Source organism: Chryseotalea sp. WA131a (assembly GCA_025370075.1).
GTDB lineage: Bacteria > Bacteroidota > Bacteroidia > Cytophagales > Cyclobacteriaceae > ELB16-189.
This window is the reverse complement of the sequence record CP073016.1, coordinates 2556154-2582165: the sequence shown is the minus strand read 5'-3', so window position 1 is coordinate 2582165 and position 26012 is coordinate 2556154. Positions and strand designations below refer to the sequence as shown.

The 26012-nt window shown below is 42.0% G+C and carries 28 protein-coding genes and 2 tRNA genes; 14 read left to right on the top strand and 16 right to left on the bottom strand.

Annotated elements, in window-relative coordinates; genetic code table 11:
* Positions 1-3 precede the first annotated feature (3 nt).
* Positions 4-3231: a TonB-dependent receptor gene (locus KA713_11595; GenBank protein ID UXE65139.1), complete on the bottom strand. Its 3228-nt coding sequence runs from the start codon at positions 3229-3231 to the stop codon at positions 4-6.
* Between the two features lie 214 nt (positions 3232-3445).
* Here KA713_11595 and KA713_11590 point away from each other — a divergent pair, with 214 nt between their 5' ends.
* Positions 3446-4840 (top strand): Gfo/Idh/MocA family oxidoreductase, encoded by a 1395-nt coding sequence (locus KA713_11590; protein UXE65138.1) that lies wholly within the window; start codon positions 3446-3448, stop codon positions 4838-4840.
* Positions 4841-5242: 402 nt separating this feature from the next.
* Here the strand turns inward: KA713_11590 and KA713_11585 are convergent, their stop codons facing one another.
* Genes KA713_11585 through KA713_11570 form a run of 4 tightly spaced genes read right to left on the bottom strand, consistent with a single transcriptional unit; the run spans position 5243 to position 8367 of the window.
* Complete coding sequence (locus KA713_11585; GenBank protein ID UXE65137.1) at positions 5243-5749, bottom strand: hypothetical protein; 507 nt, start codon at positions 5747-5749, stop codon at positions 5243-5245.
* The gene (locus KA713_11580) at positions 5658-6143 is read right to left on the bottom strand and encodes a hypothetical protein (GenBank protein ID UXE65136.1); all 486 of its coding nucleotides are present in this window, start codon (positions 6141-6143) and stop codon (positions 5658-5660) included. The genes KA713_11585 and KA713_11580 overlap by 92 nt, the downstream gene beginning before the upstream one ends.
* A 25-nt stretch (positions 6144-6168) precedes the next feature.
* Entirely contained in the window at positions 6169-7416 is a 1248-nt protein-coding gene (locus tag KA713_11575) for a competence/damage-inducible protein A (GenBank protein ID UXE65135.1), read from the bottom strand.
* A gap of 3 nt (positions 7417-7419) precedes the next feature.
* Positions 7420-8367 carry a hypothetical protein gene (locus tag KA713_11570; protein UXE69107.1) on the bottom strand — a complete coding sequence of 316 codons (948 nt, stop codon included), beginning with the start codon at positions 8365-8367 and terminating at the stop codon, positions 7420-7422.
* A gap of 102 nt (positions 8368-8469) precedes the next feature.
* Here KA713_11570 and KA713_11565 point away from each other — a divergent pair, with 102 nt between their 5' ends.
* Positions 8470-8910: a cytochrome B gene (locus tag KA713_11565; GenBank protein ID UXE65134.1), complete on the top strand. Its 441-nt coding sequence runs from the start codon at positions 8470-8472 to the stop codon at positions 8908-8910.
* 110 nt (positions 8911-9020) lie between these two features.
* Here the strand turns inward: KA713_11565 and KA713_11560 are convergent, their stop codons facing one another.
* Positions 9021-9413 (bottom strand): hypothetical protein, encoded by a 393-nt coding sequence (locus KA713_11560; GenBank protein ID UXE65133.1) that lies wholly within the window; start codon positions 9411-9413, stop codon positions 9021-9023.
* Between the two features lie 167 nt (positions 9414-9580).
* Between KA713_11560 and KA713_11555 the strand changes: the two genes are divergently transcribed.
* The 4 genes from KA713_11555 to KA713_11540 all read left to right on the top strand — a co-directional run bounded on the left by KA713_11555 (position 9581) and on the right by KA713_11540 (position 11383).
* Complete coding sequence (locus KA713_11555) at positions 9581-10198, top strand: carboxypeptidase-like regulatory domain-containing protein (GenBank protein UXE65132.1); 618 nt, start codon at positions 9581-9583, stop codon at positions 10196-10198.
* A gap of 572 nt (positions 10199-10770) precedes the next feature.
* Positions 10771-10845 (top strand) — tRNA-Pro (locus tag KA713_11550).
* 36 nt (positions 10846-10881) lie between these two features.
* Complete coding sequence (locus KA713_11545; protein ID UXE65131.1) at positions 10882-11160, top strand: GIY-YIG nuclease family protein; 279 nt, start codon at positions 10882-10884, stop codon at positions 11158-11160.
* Between the two features lie 79 nt (positions 11161-11239).
* The gene (locus KA713_11540) at positions 11240-11383 is read left to right on the top strand and encodes a hypothetical protein (GenBank protein ID UXE65130.1); all 144 of its coding nucleotides are present in this window, start codon (positions 11240-11242) and stop codon (positions 11381-11383) included.
* On the opposite strand, the gene KA713_11535 is transcribed toward KA713_11540, so the two are convergent.
* From KA713_11535 to KA713_11510, 6 genes are all read right to left on the bottom strand, one after another.
* Complete coding sequence (locus KA713_11535; GenBank protein ID UXE65129.1) at positions 11367-12110, bottom strand: copper homeostasis protein CutC; 744 nt, start codon at positions 12108-12110, stop codon at positions 11367-11369. The genes KA713_11540 and KA713_11535 overlap by 17 nt on opposite strands.
* Positions 12111-12377 (bottom strand): type II toxin-antitoxin system RelE/ParE family toxin, encoded by a 267-nt coding sequence (locus KA713_11530; protein UXE65128.1) that lies wholly within the window; start codon positions 12375-12377, stop codon positions 12111-12113. It abuts the gene before it with no gap.
* Positions 12374-12571, bottom strand: coding sequence for a hypothetical protein (locus KA713_11525; GenBank protein UXE65127.1), 198 nt, complete (start codon positions 12569-12571; stop codon positions 12374-12376). The genes KA713_11530 and KA713_11525 overlap by 4 nt, the downstream gene beginning before the upstream one ends.
* 9 nt (positions 12572-12580) lie before the next feature.
* Positions 12581-13540, bottom strand: a complete 960-nt coding sequence (locus KA713_11520) for a N(4)-(beta-N-acetylglucosaminyl)-L-asparaginase (GenBank protein ID UXE65126.1) — start codon at positions 13538-13540, stop codon at positions 12581-12583.
* 41 nt (positions 13541-13581) lie between these two features.
* Entirely contained in the window at positions 13582-14763 is a 1182-nt protein-coding gene (locus tag KA713_11515; protein ID UXE65125.1) for an aspartate aminotransferase family protein, read from the bottom strand.
* 486 nt (positions 14764-15249) lie between these two features.
* Positions 15250-15669: a hypothetical protein gene (locus KA713_11510; protein UXE65124.1), complete on the bottom strand. Its 420-nt coding sequence runs from the start codon at positions 15667-15669 to the stop codon at positions 15250-15252.
* A gap of 139 nt (positions 15670-15808) precedes the next feature.
* Here KA713_11510 and KA713_11505 point away from each other — a divergent pair, with 139 nt between their 5' ends.
* Positions 15809-16030, top strand: a complete 222-nt coding sequence (locus KA713_11505) for a hypothetical protein (protein ID UXE65123.1) — start codon at positions 15809-15811, stop codon at positions 16028-16030.
* A gap of 307 nt (positions 16031-16337) precedes the next feature.
* On the opposite strand, the gene gap is transcribed toward KA713_11505, so the two are convergent.
* The gene (gene gap, locus KA713_11500; protein UXE65122.1) at positions 16338-17336 is read right to left on the bottom strand and encodes a type I glyceraldehyde-3-phosphate dehydrogenase; all 999 of its coding nucleotides are present in this window, start codon (positions 17334-17336) and stop codon (positions 16338-16340) included.
* Between the two features lie 149 nt (positions 17337-17485).
* Here gap and KA713_11495 point away from each other — a divergent pair.
* Positions 17486-17557 (top strand) — tRNA-Glu (locus KA713_11495).
* 273 nt (positions 17558-17830) lie between these two features.
* On the opposite strand, the gene KA713_11490 is transcribed toward KA713_11495, so the two are convergent.
* Positions 17831-18013 (bottom strand): sodium-dependent bicarbonate transport family permease, encoded by a 183-nt coding sequence (locus KA713_11490; protein ID UXE65121.1) that lies wholly within the window; start codon positions 18011-18013, stop codon positions 17831-17833.
* A 157-nt stretch (positions 18014-18170) separates the two neighbouring features.
* On the opposite strand from KA713_11490, the gene KA713_11485 reads away from it, so the two are divergent.
* The 3 genes from KA713_11485 to KA713_11475 all read left to right on the top strand — a co-directional run bounded on the left by KA713_11485 (position 18171) and on the right by KA713_11475 (position 20845).
* Positions 18171-18632: an ATP-binding cassette domain-containing protein gene (locus KA713_11485; GenBank protein ID UXE65120.1), complete on the top strand. Its 462-nt coding sequence runs from the start codon at positions 18171-18173 to the stop codon at positions 18630-18632.
* 159 nt (positions 18633-18791) lie between these two features.
* Positions 18792-19220 carry an Hsp20/alpha crystallin family protein gene (locus tag KA713_11480; protein UXE65119.1) on the top strand — a complete coding sequence of 143 codons (429 nt, stop codon included), beginning with the start codon at positions 18792-18794 and terminating at the stop codon, positions 19218-19220.
* A gap of 194 nt (positions 19221-19414) precedes the next feature.
* Complete coding sequence (locus KA713_11475) at positions 19415-20845, top strand: trypsin-like peptidase domain-containing protein (protein UXE65118.1); 1431 nt, start codon at positions 19415-19417, stop codon at positions 20843-20845.
* A 37-nt stretch (positions 20846-20882) separates the two neighbouring features.
* On the opposite strand, the gene KA713_11470 is transcribed toward KA713_11475, so the two are convergent.
* On the bottom strand, positions 20883-21062 hold the full coding sequence (locus KA713_11470; protein UXE65117.1) for a hypothetical protein: 180 nt from the start codon (positions 21060-21062) through the stop codon (positions 20883-20885).
* Positions 21063-21408: 346 nt separating this feature from the next.
* Here KA713_11470 and KA713_11465 point away from each other — a divergent pair, with 346 nt between their 5' ends.
* Complete coding sequence (locus KA713_11465) at positions 21409-22950, top strand: aldehyde dehydrogenase family protein (GenBank protein UXE65116.1); 1542 nt, start codon at positions 21409-21411, stop codon at positions 22948-22950.
* A 55-nt stretch (positions 22951-23005) separates the two neighbouring features.
* The gene (locus KA713_11460; GenBank protein ID UXE65115.1) at positions 23006-23413 is read left to right on the top strand and encodes a response regulator; all 408 of its coding nucleotides are present in this window, start codon (positions 23006-23008) and stop codon (positions 23411-23413) included.
* 52 nt (positions 23414-23465) lie between these two features.
* On the opposite strand, the gene KA713_11455 is transcribed toward KA713_11460, so the two are convergent.
* The gene (locus KA713_11455) at positions 23466-24920 is read right to left on the bottom strand and encodes a hypothetical protein (protein ID UXE65114.1); all 1455 of its coding nucleotides are present in this window, start codon (positions 24918-24920) and stop codon (positions 23466-23468) included.
* Between the two features lie 139 nt (positions 24921-25059).
* On the opposite strand from KA713_11455, the gene KA713_11450 reads away from it, so the two are divergent.
* The gene (locus KA713_11450; protein ID UXE65113.1) at positions 25060-25986 is read left to right on the top strand and encodes a trypsin-like peptidase domain-containing protein; all 927 of its coding nucleotides are present in this window, start codon (positions 25060-25062) and stop codon (positions 25984-25986) included.
* Positions 25987-26012 lie beyond the last annotated feature (26 nt).

Below are 26012 nucleotides of genomic sequence, written 5' to 3'. Positions count from 1 at the left end.
TGATTAGAAAGTTAGGTTAAGACCAAAAATAAATTGTCTTGAATTAGGGAATCCACTGGAATCAATACCCATGGACAAGTCATCACCTTGAATGTTGATATCTGGATCAGGTCCAGAGTATTTGGTAATGGTAAACAAGTTCTGACCTTGTGCGTATATCCGCAAGCCTTCTATCTTGTACTTACTCAAAAAGCTTTGTGGTAACTTATAGCCTAATTGAACAGTTCTAGCCCTGAAATACGATCCAGATTCTATATAGAAGTCGCTAGAAACCGAGGCTGCGTAGCTGTCCAGGTTATTTAAGATTGGCAACGTAGCATTTCTGTTTTCGGGTGTCCAAGAATCTGTGACTACGCGTTCGCTGATACCACCAACAAAACCTCTTAGGTCAGTCCACCATTTGGTGTAGTTGTAAATTTTGTTTCCATAGTTCCAAAAAAAGAAGGCAGTAAAATCAAAGTTCTTGTAGGCCAAGCTCAAGTTAATCCCCATTTGAAATACAGGAATTGGGCTACCCAAATAAGTACGGTCTTTGTCGTCTATCCTTCCGTCAGGTACTCCGTTAGGTCCACTTACATCTTTGAACCTCCAAGAACCAACTGTCGCATATGGCTGCGTAGGACCCGCGCTGAGCTCTCCAGTTGATTGAAAGAAACCATCTCGTTGGTAACCAAAGAAGGAAGATAACGGATTGCCGACTTGTACGCGGGCGACATCATTTAGCCTACCAGCCCCTCTACTTATGAATGCACCTTCCACACCATTAAACTTAGTAAGTTCATTGGTATAATGAGTAAAGGTGGCAGTCGCATTGTAGCGGATACCATTACCAAACTCACCTCGATTGGTCAAAGTTAGATCAATTCCTCTATTACGCATAGTTCCAATATTCACTTTCGGTAAGGTGCGCAATGGTTGTATCGCTCCAATTATTGGTTGGTCTACTAGCAAGTCCTTTGTTTCCGTATTGAAATATTCTACTGTGAAGTCTATTTTGCCATCAAACAAACTTGCATCTAAGCCAAAATTCGTGGTCTCTGTGGTTTCCCATCTTGTGTTTAAGTTCCCCTCGCGCAATAATCTGTAGCCAACGCTTGGTGCACTTCCATTCAAACCATACCACGATGTTCCATTAACAGATCCGTAAACAGTATATTGGTTTTGCGCATCCACATTTTTTTGGCTGCCCATTTGCCCCCAACCACCACGCAGTTTCAAATCGCTGATCCAACTAACATTACTTAAGAATTTCTCTTTGGATAACCTCCAACCGAAACCGACCGCAGGAAAAGTAGCAACACGAGCATTTGGGCCGAACTTGGATGATACGTCTCGCCTAACCGTAGCATTAAATAGATATTTGTCCATTAATGAATAGTCAATACGCGTAAAAAGTGAGTAAAGGGTTGAGTTGTTTTGATAACTGTCCACAATAGGGGTGGGGTTATTAGATGTTCTTAGAGACATAAACTTAGGATCATTGAAATCATAGTTGGTTCTAAATACACTCATCATCGAACCATCATATGATATAGCTTCTGATCCTGCGAGGACTTTGACTTGGTGAATCTCTGCGAAGGTCTTGTTAAATTGAAGCGTATTAGTCCAAGTCCAAGTTAAGTCTCTTTCATTTCTCTCTGTATAGCTGTTTCCATCACCACCCTCTTGATTTTCATAAAACTGATAAGCAAAGGACCTTAAAGGGTTGTCTCGGTAATCAATACCGAAGGAGGTACGGAAAGTCAAAGACTTGAGAATATCCACTTCACCAAAAGCATTTCCGAAAATTCGGTAAGTATTGTTTATATTATCTTTACCGCGAAAAAGATTAGCTAATGGGTTGCTTCCATTTCCACCCGAAATCCTACTACCCGCAAAATTTCCTCTGATATCATAAACAGGTATATAAGAGGGTACTCTGTATGATTGAGCCCACCCCCCCCCTTCACCTTTTTGATCACCACCCACTCTATCTTCAAAGCTAATCTGTATGTTTTCACCAAAACGGAGGAATTCACGTGGTTTAAACATCGTATTTACACGGAGGGTATACCGCTTGAAGCTGTTGTATTTTATAGTTCCATCTTGATCAAAATAATTTAACCCGACAGAATAGTTTCCCTTATCGGTTCCACCAGCAACGGTAAGTTGATGACTTTGGATGGGTGCCGCTTGAGTAACTTCTTTGAACCAGTTTGTACCTTGACCTTGTGGCAATCTCGCAATCTGATAAAAATTAGCTCCACCCCTTGGCGCATTAGGATTTACGTTGTATAAACTTGGGTTCATAGCAGGATCGCTTTCTATCCCCCTAAATACAGTTCCTGAAGCATTCACTGCGACATATTCTGGTAATGTAGGGTTATCTACGCTTCCATATACTTTGTCTGTAGGAATTGTTGTAACCCCTGAGTTTTGCCATGATCTTCTAAGATAATCTCCGTATTGCTGAGGATTGGCCATTTTAGGAAAGGTGCTTTCCGGAATGAATTGCGATCCATAGTAAGAATCGACCGTTACTTTAGTACTTCCAGCCTTTCCCTTTTTAGTAGTGATGATAACTACGCCATTTGCTGCTCTCGATCCGTATATGGAGGCTGCCGTAGCATCCTTTAATACTTGTAATGATTCAATATCTTGGGGGTTAATATAGGATGGATTTTCGGTCGGAGTGCCGTCCACAACATAAAGGGGGTCATTGTTGCCAAATGAGGCAAATCCTCTGATCCTCACTTTGGCACCAGCGCCAGGTTCACCACTACCGCTGACGGTTACCCCTGCAGCTCTTCCTTGCAATTGAGCCTGCAAATTAGCAGAAGGCGTTGCCAACAGATCGGACGTTTTCACTGATGCAACAGAGCCTATGATATCGCCTTTCTTTTCTGTGGAGTAACCTGTTACCACCACTTCTTCTAGCGAGGTAACATCTGTTACCATTAAAGCATCAATCTGCGAACGGCTATCCACAGGTACTTCCAATGTTTTGTAGCCTATAAACGAAAAGACAAGAGTTGCCGATGGCTGAGAAACATTGATGGTATAATTTCCCTCTACATCGGCTACTGTGCCGTTGGTTGTGCCTTTTTCCAGAATGTTGACGCCCGGCACTGGCTGCCCACTTTCATCTTTTACTGAGCCGCTAATCCGCAAGGATTGGGCGAACAACTGAGAAGAAACGATCATCAGCATAACGACCAATGACACGTTCCATGGCTTGTAGAATTTTCTCATTTTCTTCTGAATTGGTTTAAGTGAAAAAATTGATTGGTTAACATGAGGTTGAAAATTAGGTAACATTATGGATATATAAAAGCAAAAATTCTGAAAAAATCGATTGCGCAAACGATAAAGTAGCTAACAAACGATAGGTTATGGAATTAAATTTTGTGATTTTAACTTCTGCAAAATTTAATGTAAGGTTGTAATTTTAACAGAAAACAACTCCATGAAAGCATTAACAACCTCTCGCAGAGATTTTATAAAGAGGGTAACATGCACTGCCCTAGCCACAGGTGTTGCAAGTTCTTCCTTGGCTAATCTTGATTCTTACAAACAAATATTAGAGTCTAACCGTGGCCGACAATTCTCAGCGAACGATCAGGTGAATATCGCCATCATTGGTATGGGCATCATGGGGTTTAGTAATGCGTTCTGGTCGCTGAAGGTGCCAGGAGTAAAACTGGTGGCGGTTTGCGATTTATATACAGGTCGGCTAGATCATGCAAAGGAAAAATTCGGTAAAGAACTGCACGTCACTAAAAACTACCAAGAATTGTTGGATCGAAAAGATGTTGATGCAGTAATCATCGCCACCTCCGATCATTGGCACGATCGTATCTCTATCGAAGCCATGAACAAAGGCAAGCATGTGTATTGTGAAAAGCCCATGGTTCATAAATTGGAAGAAGGCGCAGAAGTGATTGCCACACAAAAGAAAACAGGTAAAGTATTTCAAGTGGGCAGTCAGCGCGTGAGCTCAATTGTTACAGAAAAGGCGCGCGACCTGTTTGATTCGGGGGCAATAGGAGATTTGATTTTGGTGGAAACGTGGATGGATCGGCACAGTGCCAATGGCGCTTGGCAATACTCTATTCCTACGGATGCAAATGGTGGTACAGTAGATTGGGATAAGTTTATTGGCGATGCACCCAAGATGCCGTATGACCCGGTACGTTTTTTTCGGTGGAGAAATTATCAAGACTATGGTACGGGAGTAGCCGGTGATTTATTTGTTCATCTTTTTTCGGCTCTTCACACAGTGACCAGTTCGGCTGGACCTGAACGAATTTTGGCTACTGGTGGATTGCGCTACTGGAAAGATGGACGAGACGTGCCCGATGTTATCATGGGCGTTTACGATTACCCCCAAGCACCTAAGCACAGTGCATTCAATTTACAGATGCGGGTAAACTTTGTGGATGGATCAGAAAATGGTGAAGGGTTGAGGCTAATCGGCACTGATGGATACATCGATTTTGGTTGGGATTATGTGAAAGTTGTACCTCATAAATTAGACAAGGAACCGGGTTATGGTGGTTGGGATTCATTTGATACATTTAGTGAAAGCCAACAAAAGGAATATGAAAAATGGTACAAAGCCAAATACCCCCCATCGAAGCCATCTGTGATTAGCAAAGGAGTTGAATTTGTAGCTCCCGAAAATTATAGCGCGAACTTTGACCATCATTTGAATTTCTATCGGGGTATTCGAGAGCGAGCCGCCATTAAAGAAGATGCTTTATTTGGGATGCAAGCAGCAGGGCCTGCATTGGCAACAAATAAAAGTTACTTTGAGAAACGGATTATTAATTGGGATCCTTTGAATGCGAAAGTAATTTGATTGGTATTTTGAGATTACATTACTTCTATGTGTAACCAAAAAAATTACGCCATAGCCTTAACAACCTCTTCACCGATAGCTGTGCCAGTTTTAGTTTTTCTTCATTCGATTGACTAAACATCACATCTGCTTTGTCGCCTATCGTGTATAAAATCAATACGCCTCTATCGGAAGTTTGATTTTTATATCATGATAAAAATAATTGAGCAAGCATAGGATACGCTGCGGCAATCCCGAAAAGCCGGCTCCGATTACAATTATTGATTTGGCTTTTTTGCCAATTGAAAAATGAAGGGCTCACAAAAGTTGCTGCAGCAGCAAGGCTGGTTGTTTGAATAAATTCCCTTCGGTTCATAGAGGAAATCTACTGGAATGATTGGCTAAATCAATATCAGCAAAATGTTATTTGTTCATTTTTACGTTAAAGCCAAGGTAAGGAATGACACTCACATTTCGTTCTAAACCAGAAGTTGGCACATAGATGCCTAAGTCAAAAGCATGCATAAGCCTGTCAAAACGCAAACCAGCTGAAAGAAAGCCTACCGCGTTGCTGGAAGATGTGCTAGACGGAATAATCACATGATTTTCTGAAATCACACTTAGTTTTGGCGAGGCCTTTTTAACGAAGCCAAAAGTTACGATTGCTCCGTCATCAACACCACGGCCCGAAATAATTTTACTCAATCCAAACGTAAAATTATTTTGAGAATCTCCACTTGTGAGCAAGCCTTGAACAATGCCAAAATTAGTGTTGCGACCACTGCTATTAAGAGCATAGTATTGCCCATTAATCGCAAATTTTAATTTGCTTTCCGGATTAATTGTAATTTTTAAATTTGGCGAAAAGTAGGTGGTGGGCACAAATGTGAAAAAAAGAAATGCCCGTGCTGACGTGCTTACTAATGCCATAAGTAAAACTACTGAAAGCAACATACTGATTGGTGTAGTACCACTTTTTTGGTTCGGCTGGAATCGCTGTATTAATTAGGAAATATTTAAATCCAAATTGATTGTCGTAGTAAATTGTTGATTTATCTTTTGGTAGAATGGTTTCAATTTTTTGCCCTAGCAAAACAATACTTACTACTTGAACAACACCCACCTTCATGGTTCCAAAGTTTGCCGTTTTGATAAGATAAAACTCTTTGTTTTGGTCCATGAGCTGGCCAACCAGTTTGGTTCCATCCTTTAATGTAAACTCAAATGTGGCGTAAGTGGTATCTTGTTTTTGGGTTTCTTCTTGGCCAAATAAAATAACAATGTTCACAAACACTAGAATTGTTGCAAAAATGGTCGTTTTCATCTTAAAGTATTTTTTTTGTAGCTACCTATTTTGGCAGGCTCATCCGAATCAAATTTAACACCGCCATGCTGGCCATGCGGATGTTGATGGCTCTGTCTTGCGAGATTTGTAATTTCTTAGTCACAGTTTGGTGTTTGTCCGAGTAAGCAATCCATACCATGCCCACTGGTTTTTCGGGAGTGGCTCCGCCTGGCCCGGCAATGCCGCTAGTAGCCACACCAATATCGGTGTTGAATTTGGCACGCACGATGTTGGCCATTTCAATAATGGTTTGCTCACTCACGGCTCCATATTTTTCCAGCACTTCAGGTTTCACACCGAGTTGCCGCATTTTTATTTCGTAGGCATACGGCACCATGCTTCCTAAAAAGTAATCTGAGCAGCCCGGCACACTGGTAATCAGATGCGATAGATAACCACCCGTGCAACTTTCTGCCATCGATAAAGTAAGCTTTCGGTCGCGCAACATTTTGCCAATGACTACTTCAATCGGTTCGTCACCAAAGCCATAAACATATTCACTTGCTAGTGACAATATCTTTTCTGCGAGTATATTGATTTCTTTTTCTAATGATGCCGCATCTTCACCAAAACCTGTTAATCGCAACTTTACTTCACCCAAACTTGGCAAGTAAGCAAGTTTGATGTGCGTGGGCAGCGATTTTTCCCAAACAGAAATTTTATCAGCTAAAAAAGATTCACCAATGCCAATGGTGCGAATCACTTTGTGTTGGATCACCGGCATGCGAAACGTTTCTCTCAGTTTTGGAATCACGCGCTCGGTCATCATCTTCTTCATCTCGTGCGGCACTCCTGGCATCGACATAAAAATCTTTCCTTTTCGATCGAACCACATGCCAGGCGCGGTGCCAATGGGGTTGGTTATTTTGGTACAGGCACTCGGCAGGGCGGCCTGTTGGCGATTCATCTCTGTCATCTCTCGGCCACGACTTTTAAAGAAAGCCGTTACCTCCGCCAAGGCTTCTTCATTCATCACCAACTCGCAGTTAAAATATTTCGCGAGCAACGGTTTGGTCAAATCATCGCTGGTAGGGCCAAGGCCTCCGGTAATCAAAATTATATCAGCACGCTTTTCAGCTTCCGCGAAAGCGGTCAATATTTCTTGCTCTTGATCGCCCACACTGGTTTTACGAATGACTTTAATCCCAACTTTGTCTAACTCCACGCTCATCCATTGCGCGTTGGTGTCCACAATTTGACCGTATAAAATTTCGTCACCAATGGTGAGTAGTTCAGCAGTAATAATTTTCATTCGTTAGTTTAAGACAGCAATTGAAACAAAGAATATATTGGTCAGTAAATAGAAAATCAAAATGGCACCAAAACCTCTCTTGTTAAGTTTCATAGAGGCACCTATTCTGCCTCTATCATGCAGGCGAATGCAGATAGCAGAAATCACCAGCATGCAAAAAATCGCCAAGAAAGTGAGCGTGTGCAATGTGTCGACCAAGGTAAATGTGGAAGATTCGGGTAAAATAGAATCGATGATGTATTTATTACCTACTACAGCAAGCAAACCGCCCACTGGTAAACCAAAGCGAGGATATAACTCGTGTGGCTTAAGGGCAAAGCTCAAGAACGCTATCAAAAAGGAAATATACATTGCCACAAAAATTTTCATGAAAAGACCGAGTGCCTCGCGCTGCAAATCCATCTCAATATTAAAAGATGAAAAGGTCTGGCTATTTCTTCCGGGTCTGGAATCACCAAAACCAGTTTCGTATGTTTTCAGCTTGGTGTAAACTCGAAAATTCTTGATGTTCCATCCATCGATGGCTTCTTCTGGATCAAAGCGACTTCCTTTTAAGTCGGGTTTGAAAACCAAATGGGAGGTATCAAACTGTGAATTTTCAATTTGCAAATTCAAGTGCTGTTCATCAAACGGAAAATCAGAAACAATCCATTTTTCTTTCATTACTGCCTTCATCTTCATCATCACCCATGCCTTGCCTTCAATGCTATCTTTGATAGGAAAGGCCTGCTCCACACTTTTAGAATTGGGTATATCCAACTGTTGGGTAAAATCTAATTTTGGATTGCTGTACACAAACCATACCCAAAAACGGGCAGTGTAATCTTTATTGTGAAAATTGATGTCATGCACACTGATTACGTACGCGCCTGCACGCACCGTATCGGGTTGAGCATACAACCTGCCTATCAACAGAAATAGAATGGCGACAGCGAAGAGATTTTTTTTCATAGGTGCACCGTAAAGATCATCCAGCAGGGCTGCCGAATAGTTTTCTGCCAAGTTTCTTTAAAAAAGTGTAATTTTCAACTTCAAATTTAAACTATTCTGGTTATGCATTCTATTTTATTGATGACGCACTCTCTTGTGCGCTATTTCCTTCTGATTTTTTTGATTTTGGTTATCGTTCGCTCGTTTATGGGATGGAATAGCAAATCGGATTTTACCAAGCGCGATGAACAATTGAGCCTTTGGTTGTTTATGTTTACCCATACCCAGCTTTTGTTGGGCATTATTTTATTTTTTGTGAGCCCAGTAGTGATTTTTAGCAAAGCATCCATGGCAAATCCTGAGGCACGTTATTGGTTGGTAGAACACAATACAGGCATGATTATCGCCATTGTTTTGATTACCATGGGCAGAATCACCATGAAAAAATTGAGCGATGGAGCAGCCAAGCACAAGCGCTTGTTTATTTTTAATACGATTGCATTGATTATCATCTTAGTTATGATTGCTCAAGCAAAACGTGGGTTCTTTTCAATCAATATGTGATACCAAAACCTAACCACCCAGTACGGTGGTATTTGGATGTCTACATCAGATGACAAAGGCCAATGGACAAACAGGCAGGTGGAGTTTACGGTGTTGAAAATGTATGGAATTTATATTTCAAATCTCCTACAGCAATTTTTACATCGATATTCTTCCTCAACAAGGGGTCGACTTAAATTGAACAATGAGAATAGGAAAACGAAAAGGGTTTTATTCGTAGGCTTCATTACTTTTTCCCAAGATTTTGAATTGCAATGTGGGCATTGAATGAATGTTTCAAAAGGTTGATCGTTCAGAATGTTTTTGACTTCCAGCGCATCTTTCTCAAAAATATGAAGCCGCACACCTGGAAAAATATCGTTGCGCAACGGGTAGAGGGCGGTGAAATTTTCTTCTGTTAAAAAACAGGGAATTCCGTAGGCATCGAGTTTGGTTTTTGCCAAGTTGGCTTGCATTACAGTATCGTATGCCTGAAATACGACTATTTTTTCGGAGGCCTCCATGTGGGAAATGTAGCGAATAGTTGTTTGAAAACCAGAATGGAGCGAACCTTCGTGCCTGTAGGCAAGTAGGCCGCCAGCCGAACAAAAAAGAAGTAAAGTTTTAGTTATTTTAAGCCTAAAAGGTTGCCCATTTCATCTATAATATTTCCGTACATTTACCAGACTTTATGAGGGCGATAATTAAGTTTTTATTTGTTGTAGCAGCATTGGTCATGGCGACCGAGGGTTTTTCGCAAACCAAAAGAAGAATTATTCAGCTATCGGGGGTAGTTAGCGATTCTACAGAGCAATTGATTGGAGCTCACGTATATGTACCCAAAGCTGGCCGAGGCGATGTAACCAATCACCTGGGTTTTTTTAGCATTCCAGTTTTGGTAGGTGACAGTGTGGTGATTAGTATGGTGGGCTATCACCGTGCGAGTTACATAGTGCCAGATGCACCTTCTGAGCAATTAACGATATTAATTGAACTGACGCAGGATGTAACCATGCTCAACAATGTAATTGTAGGTTTCCCTACGGAAGAACTGTTCAAAGAGGCCATATTGGCCATGAATATTCCATCGGACAACCGTGGGCTAGATCAAAAAGCATTGAATGCTGAGCTGATTGCCTTGATGGCGCGTGCCACGCCCATGGATGGCAATGCCAATTATAAATACTATATCGATCAATGGTCTAATTCCGCGGGCAATACCTTCCGACCGGTTTACAATCCGTTCTTAGATCCGTTGAATTGGGCCAGGTTCATCAAGAGCTTCTCCAACAAAAAGAAGAAGAAATAACACCAACTTTTTTGGTTAGTATTTACAAGGTTTTGCTATTATTGCGGCCTGAAATTTTGATTTTCGAGGTGTAGCGTCCCGTCCCGCGAAGCGCGGGAGGATTAGCGCATCAGGAAAAATAAATCGAGGTGTAGCGTCCCGCTAATAGCGGGATTAGCGCATCACGAAGAATAAATCGAGGTGTAGCGTCCCGTCCCGCGAAGCGCGGGAGGATTAGCGCATCACGAAGAATAAATCGAGGTGTAGCGTCCCGTCCCGCGAAGCGCGGGAGGATTAGCGCATCACGAAGAATAAATCGAGGTGTAGCGTCCCGTCCCGCGAAGCGCGGGAGGATTAGCGCATCACGAAAAATAAATCGAGGTGTAGCGTCCCGTCCCGCGAAGCGCGGGAGGATTAGCGCATCACGAAGAATAAATCGAGGTGTAGCGTCCCGCTAATAGCGGGATTAGCGCATCACGAAGAATAAATCGAGGTGTAGCGTCCCGCTAATAGCGGGATTAGCGCATCACGAAGAATAAATCGAGGTGTAGCGTCCCGCTAATAGCGGGATTAGCGCATCACGAAGAATAAATCGAGGTGTAGCGCAGCCCGGTTAGCGCATCACGTTAGGGACGTGGAGGCCGGAGGTTCGAATCCTCTCACCTCGACAAAGCCTCACAAGTTAAGTGAGGCTTTGTCGTTATATGGCGTTTACTGTTTACGTTCTATTTAGCAAATCCACTCAAAAATTTTACTGTGGTCAAACAGATGATTTTGAACTGCGCATCTCAAGGCATAATGCAGGCATGGTTAAGTCCACAAAAAACGGCTCGCCATGGATAAAGATATGGACATTAAATATTGCTACTAGAACGGAGGCATTGGCTTTAGAGCGTAAAATAAAAAAGCGAGGCATTTCTCGCTATCTGATTGACGCTGGGGTTGAAATTAAAATTGAGGTGCCGCGTATCGATGAGGATTAGTCCTGCGATTGCGGGAATATGGAGGTGGAGGCCGCCAATTTTTGACAAAAATCATAATGAATTTGTTTTTGATTCTTTCTTGAAACTAAGATCGGGTGAAAAGATTGCGTTCATCTCTCGTTCAGATAAAGAGAAGTTGATGAAAGATTTACTCGAAATAAATCGGGAACTCCGGATACAAATTTATGACAACACTTCTGGAGAAGCTATTTTGATAAACTAGCCAACTCCCTCATCCTCTTCACTCGTTCCACATCCACCGTCCTCAATTTGTATTCACTCCCTTCATCCGAACCCATGCCCGCTATCGATTCGTTTTTGTAAATCATTCCGCCTTCGCGGAAAGCGGTGGCTGAAAAATGGATTTCTTTGCAATTTGTCTTTCGAACGATTTCTTGAACGGTGTTTTCATTTACGCCTGATCCAGGCATGATGGCAATTCGTCCGTTTGCTTTGTTGATTAATTCGCCAATCAACTCTGCCCCGGCCAATGCCTGTGGCTGCCGACCCGAAGTTAGTATTCTATGAAAGCCTATTTCAATGCAATCTTCCAATGCTTCAAACGGGTCGCGCGCCATATCAAACGCACGATGACAAGTTACTTTCAATGGTCGTGCAATGTCGATCAGTTCTTTGCATCTCTTTTTGTCGATGCGGCCTTCGGGTGTTAAGATGCCCAATACAATTCCATCAACGCTCAGTTTCTGGCATTGATAGATGTCCCGCTTCATGCTGTGGAATTCGTAGTTGGAATACAGGAAGTCTCCGCCACGCGGGCGCATCATCACGTACACATCCATACTGATGTTTTGCCGCACGGCTTCAATGATTCCATACGAAGGAGTGGTTCCACCTTCGGCTGGGTTGTCGCATAATTCAATGCGGTCGGCCCCACCTTGCTGCGCGCGCAAGGCTGATTCAATGTTGTAAACAACAACTTCTAGAAGCATCTATGGAAATAACTTGTAAATATCTTTTCTGTTTTTAACCCTTGCCAATTGAACTAGATTATTTTCAAGGTAAAAACCAATCCGATAGTTGCCCACTCTAACTCGATACGCGTTTTTATAGCCAACTAACTTTTTAGCATTTTGAATCTGACGAATAGATTCTGATGCTTCAATCGACTCAATTACCTTTTTGATTGCAATTTTTACAGATAATTGGGAAATACTATCTAAGTCATCATTGAATTTAGATAAGAACTCAACTCTCACTTGGTCAATTTTTTCATAATGACATCCCTCGAGATAGTTTTGGTTCGATCGGCTTCTTTCATTAACTCGCCCATCCCTATATCTTCAATGTCTTCGAAATTGAGTGTTCTCGAGGATATTTTTAGTTTGGTTAGAAGCTCCGAAACGAAATCAAGCTCTTTTTTGCTTTTCGTATTTATTAATATAGATTTCATATCTCAAATTTAAAAAATACTTTTAGATTCAGTAAGTGTATTTCCAGTTGGCTGGTAGACGGCAAACGTAAAACCTTTTTGCAGACAGTAGGCTCCGTATTCGCCATTCTTGTTCAATGCCAAAAACCCTACCTGTATGGTTTTAGCTTTGTCTGGGTTTTTTTGGATGATCCGTTCTACGGCAAGTTTGCAAGCTACTTCGGGTGAATTGCCTTGGCGCATCAACTCTACCACTAAATGGCAGCCTACAATCCTTATTACTTCTTCGCCCACACCAGTGGAAGTAGCGGCTCCAATTTCATTGTCCACATACAAGCCAGCACCAATAATGGGCGAATCGCCCACGCGGCCGCGCATTTTGTATGCCATGCCACTGGTGGTGCATGCTCCCGAAAGATTTCCGTTTGTATCCAACGCTAAAATCCCAATCGTATCATGATTTTCGATGTTGGCAATGGGCTTGTATTTTTTTTCTTTCAGCCATTCTTTCCACGCTTGTTCTGATTCTTTTGTTAGCAATTTTTCTTTTTTAAATCCATTGGCCAACGCAAATTGAAGAGCCCCTTCGCCCACCAACATGACGTGTGGCGTTTTTTCCATCACCTTCCTTGCCACCGACACGGGATGAACGATGTGTTCCAAAAATGCCACCGAGCCGATGTTTCCATTTTCATCCATGATGCACGCATCCAGCGTAACATGCCCTTCACGGTCGGGCAATCCGCCTAACCCAACTGAAGTTTCTTTCGGGTCGCCTTCAGGCACGCGCGCACCAGCTTCTACTGCATCTAATGCTTTGCCACCTTTCGAGAGAATCGCCCACGCAGCTTCATTTGCTTGCAGCCCGAAGTTCCAGGTTGAAATGACAACGGGCTTTGTAACCATTTTGCTTTTCGCAAAGGCAGATGCAATTGGCAACGAGGCAGCCGCTGCACCAAGTTTGATAAATTTCCTTCGGGTTGTTTTCATATTTGGGAATTGGGGCTTAGGACTTGGGAAGTTTGGTTTGATTAACTTTTTTCAATTGCTTCTTTTATCACTGCACAGGCCAGTTTAATTTCTTCTTTCGTGATGGTGAGTGGAGGGGCAATGCGAAAACTATTGGGGTGCGAAAGAAACCAATAGCAAATCACGCCATGCTCTTTGCAGTATTGCACGATATTGTTCACGCGTTCCTCCGTATCAAAATCAAATGCAAACATCAATCCGATGCGCCTTACTTCTTTTATTTTTGGATGACGGAGCAATTCTTCAATCAATTTTCCCTTGAGTTCAACGTCCATCAATAAATTCTCCTCTTCTATCACTTGCAATGTTGCCAATGCAGAAGCACAGCAAACCGGATTGCCACCAAATGTAGTGATGTGGCCCAGCATGGGGTTGTGTGTAAGCAACTGCATATTTTCATAACTGGAAATAAACGCCCCGATGGGCAAGCCGCCACCAAAAGCTTTTGCGATGGTGAGGATATCAGGAGCCACACCAAAATGCTCGAAAGCGAATAACTTGCCCGTGCGCCCCACGCCACATTGTATTTCATCGAAAATCAAAATGGCACCCACTTCGGTGCAGCGCTGACGAACGGCTTGCAAATATTTTTTAGTGGGCACTCGCACGCCCGCATCGCCTTGAATGGTTTCCATGATCACACAGGCTGTGCGCGTTGTGATTTGCTCCAGTTCGCCTTCGTTGTTAAATTCAATGAATCGCACATCCGGCAACAACGGCAGAAAAGCTTGCTTTTTTTTCTCATTGCCGGAAACACTGAGTGAGCCGTGCGTACTTCCGTGATATGATTTTTTGCAGGAGATGATTTCGGTTCGGCCGGTGATTCGCTTCGCCAGTTTGAGTGCCGCCTCGTTGGCTTCGGTTCCTGAGTTAACAAAATAACTGCAAGAGAGTGATGGCGGGAGGAGGCTTGCAAGTTTCGTGGCCAACTGATTGGAAGCGGATTGAATATATTCGCCATACACCATCACGTGCAGGTGCTTGTCTAACTGTGTTTTGATGGCCTGAATTACGGTTGGATGCCGATGGCCCACGTTGCTCACGGCAATGCCTGAAATCATATCGATGTATTTTTTTCCGTTGGGGCTATAGAGATAAACGCCTTCTGCTTTTTCTACCTCGATCAAAAACGGATGAGGCGAAGTGGGTGCGAGGTATTGAAGGAAGATTTGTTCCGAAGTCATTCCCGTGAAGGTACAAAAAGTAAAAAGGTTTGCTAAAAAAAAGAAAGCCCCGGCACGTTACATGCCGAGACTTTACCAAACACCCTATCTTTAATGTCTTTCTTGGATTCCTTTTTGTTATCCCGCGATGGCTATCACGGTTTGATTTGTAATTTGTATTTGCCTTTAAAATGCTTGCTTTTTGATTGATGGAAGTTTTATGCGTGAAGTGATTGTGAAATCGTCATGACAAAAAGAATCATGATGAACAATATTACTATTTGCTTTAACCTACTTTTTAAATTTATGGTTGCTTTGATGTTCGCCAATCCCTTTTGAGCTTCCATTATGGTTGTTTTTAGTGATCTAAAAATGCGACAGTTCAAGCGCATTATTTGATCATAAATAAAGCAAACGGTACATCCGTAAAGTAAACTGCAAACACTCAGATATGCACTAAAAAGGCTAGTGATGGCCTCTCATCAAAAATAATTTTGATGGGTCAGATTAACTTTTTTGGACTTTTAACAAATCCATTACTTCTTTTCTTACATCGGCAGCGGGGCGTTTGTCGAATTCTGCAGTGGCAATAGATTTGAAAAGGTCTGCGACCAATGATTTTTGAAACCCTAACCGTTCAGCAAAAATGGTAGCCACCTCCAACTCTTCGTCTTCCACCACATGATCCAGATAAATCATTTGTACCAAATGGTACACCCACTCTAGTTTTTCAATTTCATCGGCAGGTTCCTCAAATTTTTGCTGCGTCAGGTTTTTACCAATATTCTCTATATCGTGGCTGCTAATGCCTAAGTGGCTGCCCCACTTAAACAAGCAACGAACATGATGGCCAGTAATGTTTTCGCGTTCAAAGAAAATGGCCAGCAAATTGAAATAGCTTTTTTTGATTAACTGTAGATTTTCCATGCGGTTACCAAAGTACGCAAGTTCAGCGTAAAACGCTCATTCTTGCAAGAGACTTTTTTCAGTGAACATTAGCCAGAGTTGTCGGGCAGCCGACTGCGGTTTGGATTTTTTTTAATGATTTTTGGCAAAACTATTGAATATGAAGAAGGCTTTAATGTTTCCACTGGTTTTTTGCATATCATGTATTGGGGTAGATGTGCGCGATGCGGTCGTTCGGCAGGAAGCGATCAACGTATTGGCCACAGGTAAATTGCTAATCAAAGACAGCAATGGAGTACTTGTGAATAAAGGGCCACTCGCATTTTTGAGCCTAAAGATTGGGGAAAAGCAAACCATAATGGATCATTTTAGAAGTGTTTAATAAACTGTTTAGATATGAAAATAAATTGCTGGAAAAGTGGCGGTGTTAGTTTGATTTTGGTTTTATTTCCACCGCGGGCATAGCGGGTGGAGGTTGGCCACAGCCACAAGGCAAAGGCTATTTTAAGTTGGGGCTATCTAGGGACATAGCTATTATAAAGATTTTTTTTTGAGATATGCTAGCAAACAGCCCTGCCTATCGGACAGGCGACCCAAGCGTGCAATCTTGGGGTAGAAGCAAGGGCACGCCAAATAAAAAAGCCACCTGCTACTAACAGATGGCTTTTACTGCTTTTACAAAAAAAGAGCTACACTTTAGCTAATTCAGAAACCAAGTCGATAAGTTTGTTGGAATAGCCCCACTCATTATCATACCAGCTTACTACTTTCACAAAATGGTCGTTCAGTGCAATGCCTGCTTTCGCATCGAAGATAGAGGTACGCTCATCGCCCAAGAAATCTTGCGATACTACATCGTCTTCGGTGTAGCCTAAAATGCCTTTCAGTTCGCCTTCACTGGCTTCTTTCATGGCAGCCTTCACTTGTTCGTAGGTTGCTGCTTTTTCCAAACGAACAGTTAAGTCGACTACCGATACATCTGCTACTGGTACTCGGAACGACATGCCCGTTAATTTTCCTTTCAATTCAGGTAATACCAAGCCAACCGCTTTGGCAGCACCCGTTGAGGATGGAATAATATTAGAGAAACCTCCACGGCCACCTCTCCAATCTTTGGCCGATGGGCCGTCCACTGTTTTTTGGGTAGCAGTAACAGCATGCACCGTACTCATCAAACCTTCTACAATACCAAACTTATCGTTCAATACTTTGGCGATAGGTGCCAAGCAATTGGTTGTACACGATGCGTTTGAGACAATGGTGTGGGCGGATGTTAATTTTTTATGGTTTACACCCATTACAAAAGTGGGGGTGTCATCTTTGGCAGGAGCCGACATGACTACTTTCTTTGCGCCAGCAGTAATATGCTTTTGGCAATCGGCAATAGTCAAAAACAATCCGGTGGATTCGATAATGATTTCTGCACCTACTTCATTCCACTTAAGATTTGCAGGATCCTTTTCTGCGGTTACACGAATGGTTTTTCCATTCACCACTAAATGCTTGTCTTTTACTTCTACCGTTCCTTCAAATTTGCCGTGAGTGGAGTCATACTTCAGCATATAGGCCATATAGTCGGGATCAACCAAATCATTGATGCCCACAATCTCGATGTCTTTGCGATGGATGGCAGCGCGAAAGGCTAGGCGGCCGATGCGCCCAAAACCGTTTATACCTACTTTTGTCATGCGATTGAGTTTTAGATTTTAAGAAGTCAAAAATATGGTTCTCAAAGGCCAAAACCAACGAAAAGTGTAAAGGTTAGCCAACTTTTTTACCGCTACGGTTTGCAAATCAAATTCAGGAATCTATCTTTGCGCCCTCTTTACAGAAAGACGGTCCGTTCGTCTAGGGGTTAGGACACCAGATTTTCATTCTGGTAACACGGGTTCGATTCCCGTACGGACTACAGAAAACTAAAGCCATCAGTAAAAGTGATGGTTTTTTTTTGTTTTAATGAATTTGTGTTTGCCGTGAACGAAGGCAAAGAATGACTAAATTCAACCGCGTTCAAAATTCAATTAGAAATAAGTTCCAATCAATAAAAATGTTGCATCCGTAACACCGTTACCAGATGGAAGGATGTAATCATCTCATACTTTTCTAAATACTTTCCTTTCAAGTGTTGAATAATTTTCAAACATTTTTCTTCATAAGTCCATAGAGGAATCACGCAACACAACTACACTGCAGCAATGGCTGGGTAAATGACTTCGTCAAACGAAGCGAGTGAAAGTTTGCAGCCACCCTTCATGCCAATAGCTACTGGTAAATAAATGGTGAACGATGTGAATAAACCTTCTGGGAATTTTAAATCCCTTTTGAGCCGGGCCGCTACAATGCCCAACAAAAAGGCCAGCACCATGGCCGACAATAAACTGGTTAGAATAATTCAATTTTTGGTGAATTCGATTTTCGAGCGAAAAGTAGTTTTATTTTAATCACCAACAAAAAAACTTTTGTATGGTTGGCTCTTGCGATTGTACTGAATTAGCCTGAAATAAATACGAAAATAAAATTTTGTGCCAATCGTTTCTTTTCGAAATACAAGTTTGCAATATGGTAATCAGTTAACTATTCGTGTATGCTACATTGAAGTGACGGAAAACAAAACAACCGCCATCGTTGGTAAAAGCGGTAGCGGCAAAAGCAACTTGCTCCAGCCGATCATTGGATTAGAGAGACCTACACCAGGAGAAGTGCAAGTCTTTGGCCAACGATTGAACTACCAAGCCATTCAAACGGTTCGGTTGCGTTGTGATTTTATGGTGCAAGGCAGTGGTTTGTTTCCAGCAGCGTGTGGCCATTTGTCGTGCTTTGTATTAAATCCAACGCTGTCGTTAATGGATGAACCTTTTGGCGCACTCGATTCAATTACCCACAGCGAAATCCACCAAGAGATAGTGCAACTGCAAAAACTACAGCCCCGCACCAATCTGTTGGTAACACATGACGCGGGATACTTTTCACTTCTGACCTGCTGAATAGCTTTAAAAAAGACAAAAAGTCTTATTTTTTGCCATTTCTTACAATAATTCAGTCATTATGTCTTAAAATTACCCCTAAACTGAATCGGCACATTTTTTCCTAAGGTGTTAATCGTAATTTTAAAAAACATGTTCAATCAATAAACAACCAATTCTATGAGCATCATTCGTTATAACCCCGCTGACTTTGTGCCAACCACATTCAGCAATTTAGTAGACCGATTCTTCAATGAATCTGTTGCACGTTCTGGAGGTAGCCAGTTTGTACCCAAAGTGGACATCATCGAAAATGAAAACGCTTTTGAAATTCACTTTGCCGTGCCAGGACTGAACAAAGATGATTTCAGCATTGAAATCAAAGACAATTATTTGACTGTAAGTGGTGAGCGTAAGTTCTCCAACGAGAAAAAAGACAAAAACTTCCACTCGATTGAAACCAACTATGGTTCATTCAGCCGATCGTTCTCGTTGCCCGAAAATGTGAATGCCGATAAGACACAAGCGAAATACACCAACGGCATTTTGGAATTGACATTGCCAAAAGATGAAAAGAAAGCCTTGAAGCAAACGATCAAAGTAAGCTAAGAAATTTTAAAATTTGGTTTAGGTGTGTGGGTAAGCGTCTCGGTGAAAGCCGGGGCGCTTTTTGTTTTTGAACTTTTCAGCATATCAATAGAAAGAATCTATTCTGAACTCGAACTTCGGGCATCCATCCTCAGACATCAAATCCCGAGCTTCTATCTTCTTTTTTCCTACCTTACATCCTCAACTGAAACAAAATGAAGCGTTGGCTATTGTTTGCATTGGTAATTGTGTCTGCGTTGATTGGCGCTATGTTTGGCACGTTGCTTACCTTAAAATACTTTGCTGACCGACCGAGCTATCATTCGATTGAGGAAAGACAAAACCTACAGACTGCCAATTTTTTAAGAGACACTTCGTTCCGCATTCCGTCAGGTTTAAATTTTGAAGCAGCAGCAAAAATGGTTACGCCTGCTGTCGTGCATATTCGCACCGTGTATGGCTTGGGCAATTTTAGTTTGAATGCGCTGGATAATTATTTAAATCCACATGCACAATCCTCTGGATCGGGTGTGGTAATTTCTGATGACGGATACATTGTTACTAACCATCACGTAATAGAAGATGCCACTTCCATTGAAGTGGTAATGAATAACAACCAACGATTTTTTGCCAAAGTAATAGGTAGAGATCCCAGCACCGATTTGGCATTGATAAAGGTAAAGGCGAAAAATTTGCCTTTTGTAAAGTATGGCAATTCAGATAACGTAACCATGGGCGAATGGGTGTTGGCCATCGGCAATCCGTTCGATCTCAATTCTACTGTAACCGCAGGTATTGTAAGTGCGCGCGCAAGAAACATCGGAATCTTGCGTGATAAAAATAACCTCCAAATAGAGTCTTTCATTCAGACGGATGCTGCCGTCAATCCGGGCAACAGTGGTGGTGCATTGGTTAATTTAGAAGGTGAGCTGATCGGTATTAATTCTGCCATTGCCACAGCAACCGGAAGTTATTCTGGTTATTCATTTGCGATACCCGTTAGCTTGGTAAAAAAGATCATGGACGATTTGCTGGAGTATGGCGAAGTGCAGCGAGGGCTGTTGGGTGTACAAATTGCAGATGTAACAGCCGCGTTGGCAGACGAAGAAAAACTGGATGTCGTGCAGGGTGTGTTCATCCGCTCGGTTAACAAAGGCAGCGCAGCCGAGCAAGCCGGTATTGAAACAGGCGATGTAATTACAGAGATTAATCAACATCATGTTTCGGGCGTTTCTGAAATGCAAGAATGGGTGGCGCGTAATCGGCCGGGTCAGGTAATTCATGTTACGTATCGAAGGTCTGGTAAAGATCATCAAGTAAAGGCGGTGCTAAGAAAATTGGATGGCACCAACGAATTGAAAAAAATGGATTACCCGATTGTTTCGGGTCTTGAGGTAGAAGATTTATCGTATGGAGAATTGAATAAGCTAAGTTTGGATGGAGCAGTGCGCGTAAAAAGTTTGACGGAAAGCCATTGGAAAAAATCTGGACTGAAAGAAAATTTCATCATTACCCATATCGATAAAATTCCAGTTGATAATGTATCTGATTTTAATCGCATCATGGAAATGAAAAAGGGAGGCGTATTAGTGGAAGGCATTTTTGAAAGTGGTGAGATGGGAGTGTTTGGAGTGGAGATAGAGTGAAATCGCGCAAGCAAGATCGTGATCTGATTTCTGCTCTTTAGAAATAGACTACCACCATATTCATACATTTTACTTTTTTTCCACAGCATTCGCCTGCTACCCAAGGTTCTGGATTTTCTCTCACTAGCCTGAGTGCTTCCTCATTCTCTCTGTTTGCAATGCCTTCAATTACGGAGAAACCATTTATTGTTCCATTTTCGTGAACAATAAAATTCACAAATACTCTTTTCTTCTTAGTGCCTTTTTCTGACTTGAAGTCTTTATTCAGATTATTTGATATCCAGTTGTAGTAAGCTGAGAATCCATTTTTCGGGTAAGGAGATTTATCAGCAATGATGGAAACATAAACGGTTGAATCGGATTCGAATCGTCTCTATGTTCCTCTGTCACAACATTTTCTCGTGGTTTGCGCATGTGCATACATTGGAATCAAAAACAGCATGGTTAAGTTTAAAAACAGGTATCATTTTTTAATTTTCTTTTGGAATGCATGATTTGCGAAAAAGCCACAATATGCTTGTGACAATTTCACTAGCTTTGCACCACTTTTCTAACTTATACTTATGCAAAACTTCGGAATTAAAGAGGCACTCAAAACCCTCGGCATCAAAAGCAGCAACATGGGCACTTCAACTGGAAAAAAATGGTTGCGGTCTACGGGCAAATCCATCACCAGCTATTCGCCTGCAGACGGAAAAGTGATTGGTCGAGTGCAAAGCACTGATGAGAAGGCATTCACAAAAGTAATTGACCAAGCGCAAAGAGCATTTTTGGAATGGCGCTTATTGCCTGCGCCAAAGCGCGGTGAGGTTGTGCGCCAAATTGGGGAGGCGTTGCGCAAGTATAAAGAGCCATTGGGTAAGTTGGTGAGTTACGAAATGGGCAAATCGTACCAAGAAGGGCTTGGCGAGGTGCAAGAGATGATAGATATCTGCGATTTTGCAGTGGGGTTGTCTAGACAATTGAATGGAATGACTATGCATTCCGAACGGCCGTCCCATCGCATGTATGAGCAATATCATCCGCTAGGGGTAGTGGGGATTATTTCTGCTTTCAATTTTCCCGTGGCGGTCTGGAGTTGGAACTCAATGCTCGCGTGGGTGTGTGGTGATGTGTGTATATGGAAGCCTTCGGAAAAAACACCGTTGTGCAGCATTGCTTGCCAAAATATTGTGATGAAAGTTTTTGCCAAGAATAATGTGCCCGAAGGTGTTTCGTGCATCGTGAATGGAGATTATAGAGTTGGCCAATTGATGTGCGAGAACGAAAATGTTCCTTTGGTGTCGGCTACAGGATCGGTGCGCATGGGCAAGGCCGTGGGCAAAACGGTAAGCGAACGATTGGGCAGAGCATTACTAGAGCTTGGAGGTAACAACGCCATTATCATTTCTGAAAATGCAAATTTAGATATGGCCATTCGTGGTGCCTTATTTGGTGCAGTAGGTACAGCCGGTCAACGGTGCACCACCACGCGCAGGCTCATCATCCACGAAAGTGTGTATGAAGAAGTGAAGAGCAGATTGAAAAAAGCATATAGTAATTTAAACATCGGCAATCCACTTGACCAAACTAACCACGTAGGGCCTTTGATTGATAAACTTGCCGTGAAAGCATACAGTAATGCGCTGAGAAAAGTTAGGCAAGAGGGTGGAAAGATGGTAGTGAGTGGTGGCGTGTTAAAAGGCAAAGGTTTTCAATCGGGCTGCTATGTAAAGCCAGCGGTGGCTGAAGTGAAAAATCATTTTGAAATTGTGCAGCAAGAAACATTTGCCCCGATTTTGTACTTACTAAAATATAAGTCCATTGAAGAAGCCATCGCTTTGCAGAATGGAGTTAAGCAAGGGCTATCGTCAGCCGTCATGACTTCGAACTTACAAGAAGCTGAAAAGTTTTTGTCTCATGCGGGTTCAGATTGCGGTATTGCTAATGTAAACATTGGCACGTCTGGTGCCGAGATAGGCGGAGCTTTTGGTGGAGAGAAGGAGACTGGAGGCGGTCGTGAGTCGGGTTCTGATAGCTGGAAAGTGTACATGCGAAGGCAAACCAATACCATCAATTTTGGTAGCTCGTTGCCGTTGGCACAGGGAATAAAGTTTGATATTTAAATTTCCTTGGAAAACTAAATCAATAGAGTTACTTTGAACCTTCTAATCAAAAGGTATGTCTGCTAAAAAATACAAAACCGTAATGTTGATCGATGATAATGAAATCGACAACCTCATTAACCAAAAAATGATTGAGGCGGCAGCTGTTGCCGAGAATATTTATACCCATACGGGAGCAAAAAGTGCCATTGAGTTTTTAAAGAACATGGAAAAGATGGATGTAGCAGATAAAGTGCTACCTGACATCATATTTTTGGATATTGATATGCCCTTGATGGATGGCTTTCAATTTTTGGATGAGTTTGAAAAATTGACCAAGCTCACCAAAAAGAAGAGCCGTATTGTAATGCTAACTTCTTCCATCAATCCGCAAGACTTTAGCCGATCAAAGAAATATCCAAACGTAAAATTGTATTTGAACAAGCCACTTTCGCACGATAGCATTATCAAGTTGGAGGTATAGACATAGTTACAACGGTTTACTTCTACCACCAAAGCTTCGATTCTATTTCTACTTAATCGGATTCCAAGGCCACCAGTTTCTTTATAAACTGTTCATCCATTTTAATGAAGGAAGTGGGGGAGAAGTAGTTCACCTTTATTTCTTTGTATTTCGGTATAATGGCCGCAATCTTTTTTGGTTTATCCTTCTTTGCTTCGCTGGTGGCAATCTTTAATATTTTCAAAAAGTGCAATATATTTTCGCACTCATCTTTACCAAACAAGCGTATTTGCCGCTGAATGCTGTTAGAATGTTGATTAAACAAATCAAATTCATGCATCAAGCAATACAACAAAGCCAATAGAGTCTTCACTTCCATTTGCAAGAATGGATATTTTTTTAAACTCACTTCGTTGAGCAAATGATTGATGAGTTTGGCGGCTTCTTCGTATTTATCAGAACAATAGAAGCTCATCGCCCTATAAATAGTAATGATCAAATGCTTGGGCACATCTTGTTGATCGGGCTCAATATCCGCAAACACTCTTTCGTTATCGGCCATCAGTTCTTTTCCCGTCCCCAATCGTAAACTTCTTTCCAATCGTGAAACAAAAAACTGAGCGGGGAAAGTGTAGGTAGGATAGTTCACCAGCAAACTGCCGGCAGCATCGTTTACTTCTTCATAATACTTTTCGGCTTGCCGGTATACTTTGTAGTGATTGTAGTATTCCAAATGCAAAAATTCAAACACTAAATTCAAGTGGAAGTAAAGTGGATCTAGATTATAAGTGTCAAATATTTTTTGTACGTGCGCAAAAATATCTTCAATTGATTCGCCATCTTGTTGCAGGTTGTCATCGGGTTCTACAAACAACTTATGAAAAATACCCATGCAGCTTTGGTAAATGTAAAGCCGGTGCGATTTGTACAACTTGGCCACGTTCTGCATTTCTTTCATCAACAAAGTGAGGCCAAGTTTTTCGGTGGCATCGCCTGTCAGATAATAGTTACCGTACTTTTTAAAGTAATCGGCTAGCAAATCTTCTGCTTTATCAACGGCCAACATATAGGCCACATGGCGGTTGTAGAGTTGAGAGTAAGTGAAATAATCTGGCGAGTGAGCGTGTAACTTCTTCAGTGATTTGTACACTACCGTCAGTTCGCTGGCCAAATCATAATCCAATAATTCTTTTTCAAGTTTTTTAAGTGTGGTAATGGAGATGGTTCGCTTTTTGGTGAACAAAACTTCGTTTAGGTTAGCCACTTTGCGCAAAATATCTGTGCGCGGGCTTTCCATCTGCTGCAACAGATGCTCTTCTATCTTTTGGTTTAATCGCGAACGTAGCGTATAGTAAGCGTTGGCGTTTACTTCCAACTCAACCATGATCTTACTATCCGAAAGCTGGCGTTCGCGTAGTGCCTTCAGCAAATAGGCCGATTTCTCTGCATTTCCCTCCATCAGGGAGTCATGAATCTCCTTGAAATCCTTTTCCGAAAGTTGCTTTACAATGTTCTTCAGTTTAGCCATATAGACAGTATGTTCTTTAAAATTACGAAAATAACAAAATCAAGCAATATTATTACCTACACTTTGACAGGTGGCAAAAGACATTTTTACCGAATTGGCCTAGGGAATAGTTTTTGGGCAAGGTGAGGAAATTTTTGATATGGATACATTTTCGCAGATGATCATTGATGCTGTTGCTCTTGTAAAGAATGCGGTGGTGAAGATTGATGTGTATAAAAAGGACAAAGGCAAACTTGCTCGGGCAGGATCGGGCTCTGGATTTGTGTTTTCATCAGATGGGTTGATATTCACCAATTGCCATGTGGTGAATAAGGCGGACAAAATCATGGTCTCGCTTCTGAACGAAAACGAAATAGAAGCCACGCTGATCGGCCAAGATCCGGATACCGACTTGGCGGTGTTGAAAATATTTACGGATGGCTACTCCGTTTCGAAGCTTGGCGATGCCTCTCAGCTCCAAATCGGTCAGTTTGTGATTGCTATTGGGAATCCGCTGGGATATCAACACACTGTAACTACTGGAGTAGTGAGTGCTCTGGGCAGAACGCTTCGCTCACAAAATGGAATGTTGGTCGATAATGTGATTCAGTCCGATGCGGCCCTTAACCCTGGCAATTCGGGTGGGCCATTGATTTCTACCGATGGGGAAGTAGTGGGTGTAAACACCGCCATTATTCAAGGGGCAAATGGGTTGAGTTTTTCGGTAGACATTAATACGGCCAAAGAAGTGGCGAGCCAGTTGATACAATCGGGAAAAGTCTTTAAGGCGTATTTGGGATTTCAGTTGCAAGAAGTGCCGATCAATAACAAAATTAAGAGGCATTACCATTTGCCAAACGAAAAGGCGTTGTTTGTGGTAGGGATTGAAAAAGATTCGCCAGCCTCAAGATCGCAAATAAAAGAAGGTGATTTGATTGTATCGTTCAACAACAAACCGGTGAATACGCTCAATCAACTTTTCAAAGAACTGACGAAAAAAGAGATCCTGTCCATGATTGATGTATCGATCGTGAGGTTCACCGAACTTTTGACCGTGAATATTTTTCCTACTCAGCGGCCCAATTAGTGTTGCATTTAGGTGATTCTGTTCTT

Excerpts from the sequence above, each read along its gene's own strand:
- KA713_11505 (UXE65123.1), top strand. The coding sequence starts at position 15,809 with ATGAAGAAGGCTTTAATGTTTCCACTGGTTTTTTGCATATCATGTATT.
- KA713_11580 (UXE65136.1), bottom strand. The coding sequence starts at position 6,143 with ATGAAAACGACCATTTTTGCAACAATTCTAGTGTTTGTGAACATTGTT.
- KA713_11585 (UXE65137.1), bottom strand. The coding sequence starts at position 5,749 with ATGGCATTAGTAAGCACGTCAGCACGGGCATTTCTTTTTTTCACATTT.
- gap (UXE65122.1), bottom strand. The coding sequence starts at position 17,336 with ATGACAAAAGTAGGTATAAACGGTTTTGGGCGCATCGGCCGCCTAGCC.
- KA713_11515 (UXE65125.1), bottom strand. The coding sequence starts at position 14,763 with ATGACTTCGGAACAAATCTTCCTTCAATACCTCGCACCCACTTCGCCT.
- KA713_11575 (UXE65135.1), bottom strand. The coding sequence starts at position 7,416 with ATGAAAATTATTACTGCTGAACTACTCACCATTGGTGACGAAATTTTA.
- KA713_11525 (UXE65127.1), bottom strand. The coding sequence starts at position 12,571 with ATGAAATCTATATTAATAAATACGAAAAGCAAAAAAGAGCTTGATTTC.
- KA713_11555 (UXE65132.1), top strand. The coding sequence starts at position 9,581 with ATGAGGGCGATAATTAAGTTTTTATTTGTTGTAGCAGCATTGGTCATG.
- KA713_11460 (UXE65115.1), top strand. The coding sequence starts at position 23,006 with ATGTCTGCTAAAAAATACAAAACCGTAATGTTGATCGATGATAATGAA.
- KA713_11535 (UXE65129.1), bottom strand. The coding sequence starts at position 12,110 with ATGCTTCTAGAAGTTGTTGTTTACAACATTGAATCAGCCTTGCGCGCG.
- KA713_11520 (UXE65126.1), bottom strand. The coding sequence starts at position 13,540 with ATGAAAACAACCCGAAGGAAATTTATCAAACTTGGTGCAGCGGCTGCC.
- KA713_11570 (UXE69107.1), bottom strand. The coding sequence starts at position 8,367 with ATGAAAAAAAATCTCTTCGCTGTCGCCATTCTATTTCTGTTGATAGGC.
- KA713_11455 (UXE65114.1), bottom strand. The coding sequence starts at position 24,920 with ATGGCTAAACTGAAGAACATTGTAAAGCAACTTTCGGAAAAGGATTTC.
- KA713_11475 (UXE65118.1), top strand. The coding sequence starts at position 19,415 with ATGAAGCGTTGGCTATTGTTTGCATTGGTAATTGTGTCTGCGTTGATT.
- KA713_11595 (UXE65139.1), bottom strand. The coding sequence starts at position 3,231 with ATGAGAAAATTCTACAAGCCATGGAACGTGTCATTGGTCGTTATGCTG.
- KA713_11490 (UXE65121.1), bottom strand. The coding sequence starts at position 18,013 with ATGGTGCTGGCCTTTTTGTTGGGCATTGTAGCGGCCCGGCTCAAAAGG.
- KA713_11480 (UXE65119.1), top strand. The coding sequence starts at position 18,792 with ATGAGCATCATTCGTTATAACCCCGCTGACTTTGTGCCAACCACATTC.
- KA713_11545 (UXE65131.1), top strand. The coding sequence starts at position 10,882 with ATGGCGTTTACTGTTTACGTTCTATTTAGCAAATCCACTCAAAAATTT.
- KA713_11590 (UXE65138.1), top strand. The coding sequence starts at position 3,446 with ATGAAAGCATTAACAACCTCTCGCAGAGATTTTATAAAGAGGGTAACA.
- KA713_11450 (UXE65113.1), top strand. The coding sequence starts at position 25,060 with ATGGATACATTTTCGCAGATGATCATTGATGCTGTTGCTCTTGTAAAG.
- KA713_11465 (UXE65116.1), top strand. The coding sequence starts at position 21,409 with ATGCAAAACTTCGGAATTAAAGAGGCACTCAAAACCCTCGGCATCAAA.
- KA713_11565 (UXE65134.1), top strand. The coding sequence starts at position 8,470 with ATGCATTCTATTTTATTGATGACGCACTCTCTTGTGCGCTATTTCCTT.
- KA713_11560 (UXE65133.1), bottom strand. The coding sequence starts at position 9,413 with ATGGAGGCCTCCGAAAAAATAGTCGTATTTCAGGCATACGATACTGTA.
- KA713_11510 (UXE65124.1), bottom strand. The coding sequence starts at position 15,669 with ATGGAAAATCTACAGTTAATCAAAAAAAGCTATTTCAATTTGCTGGCC.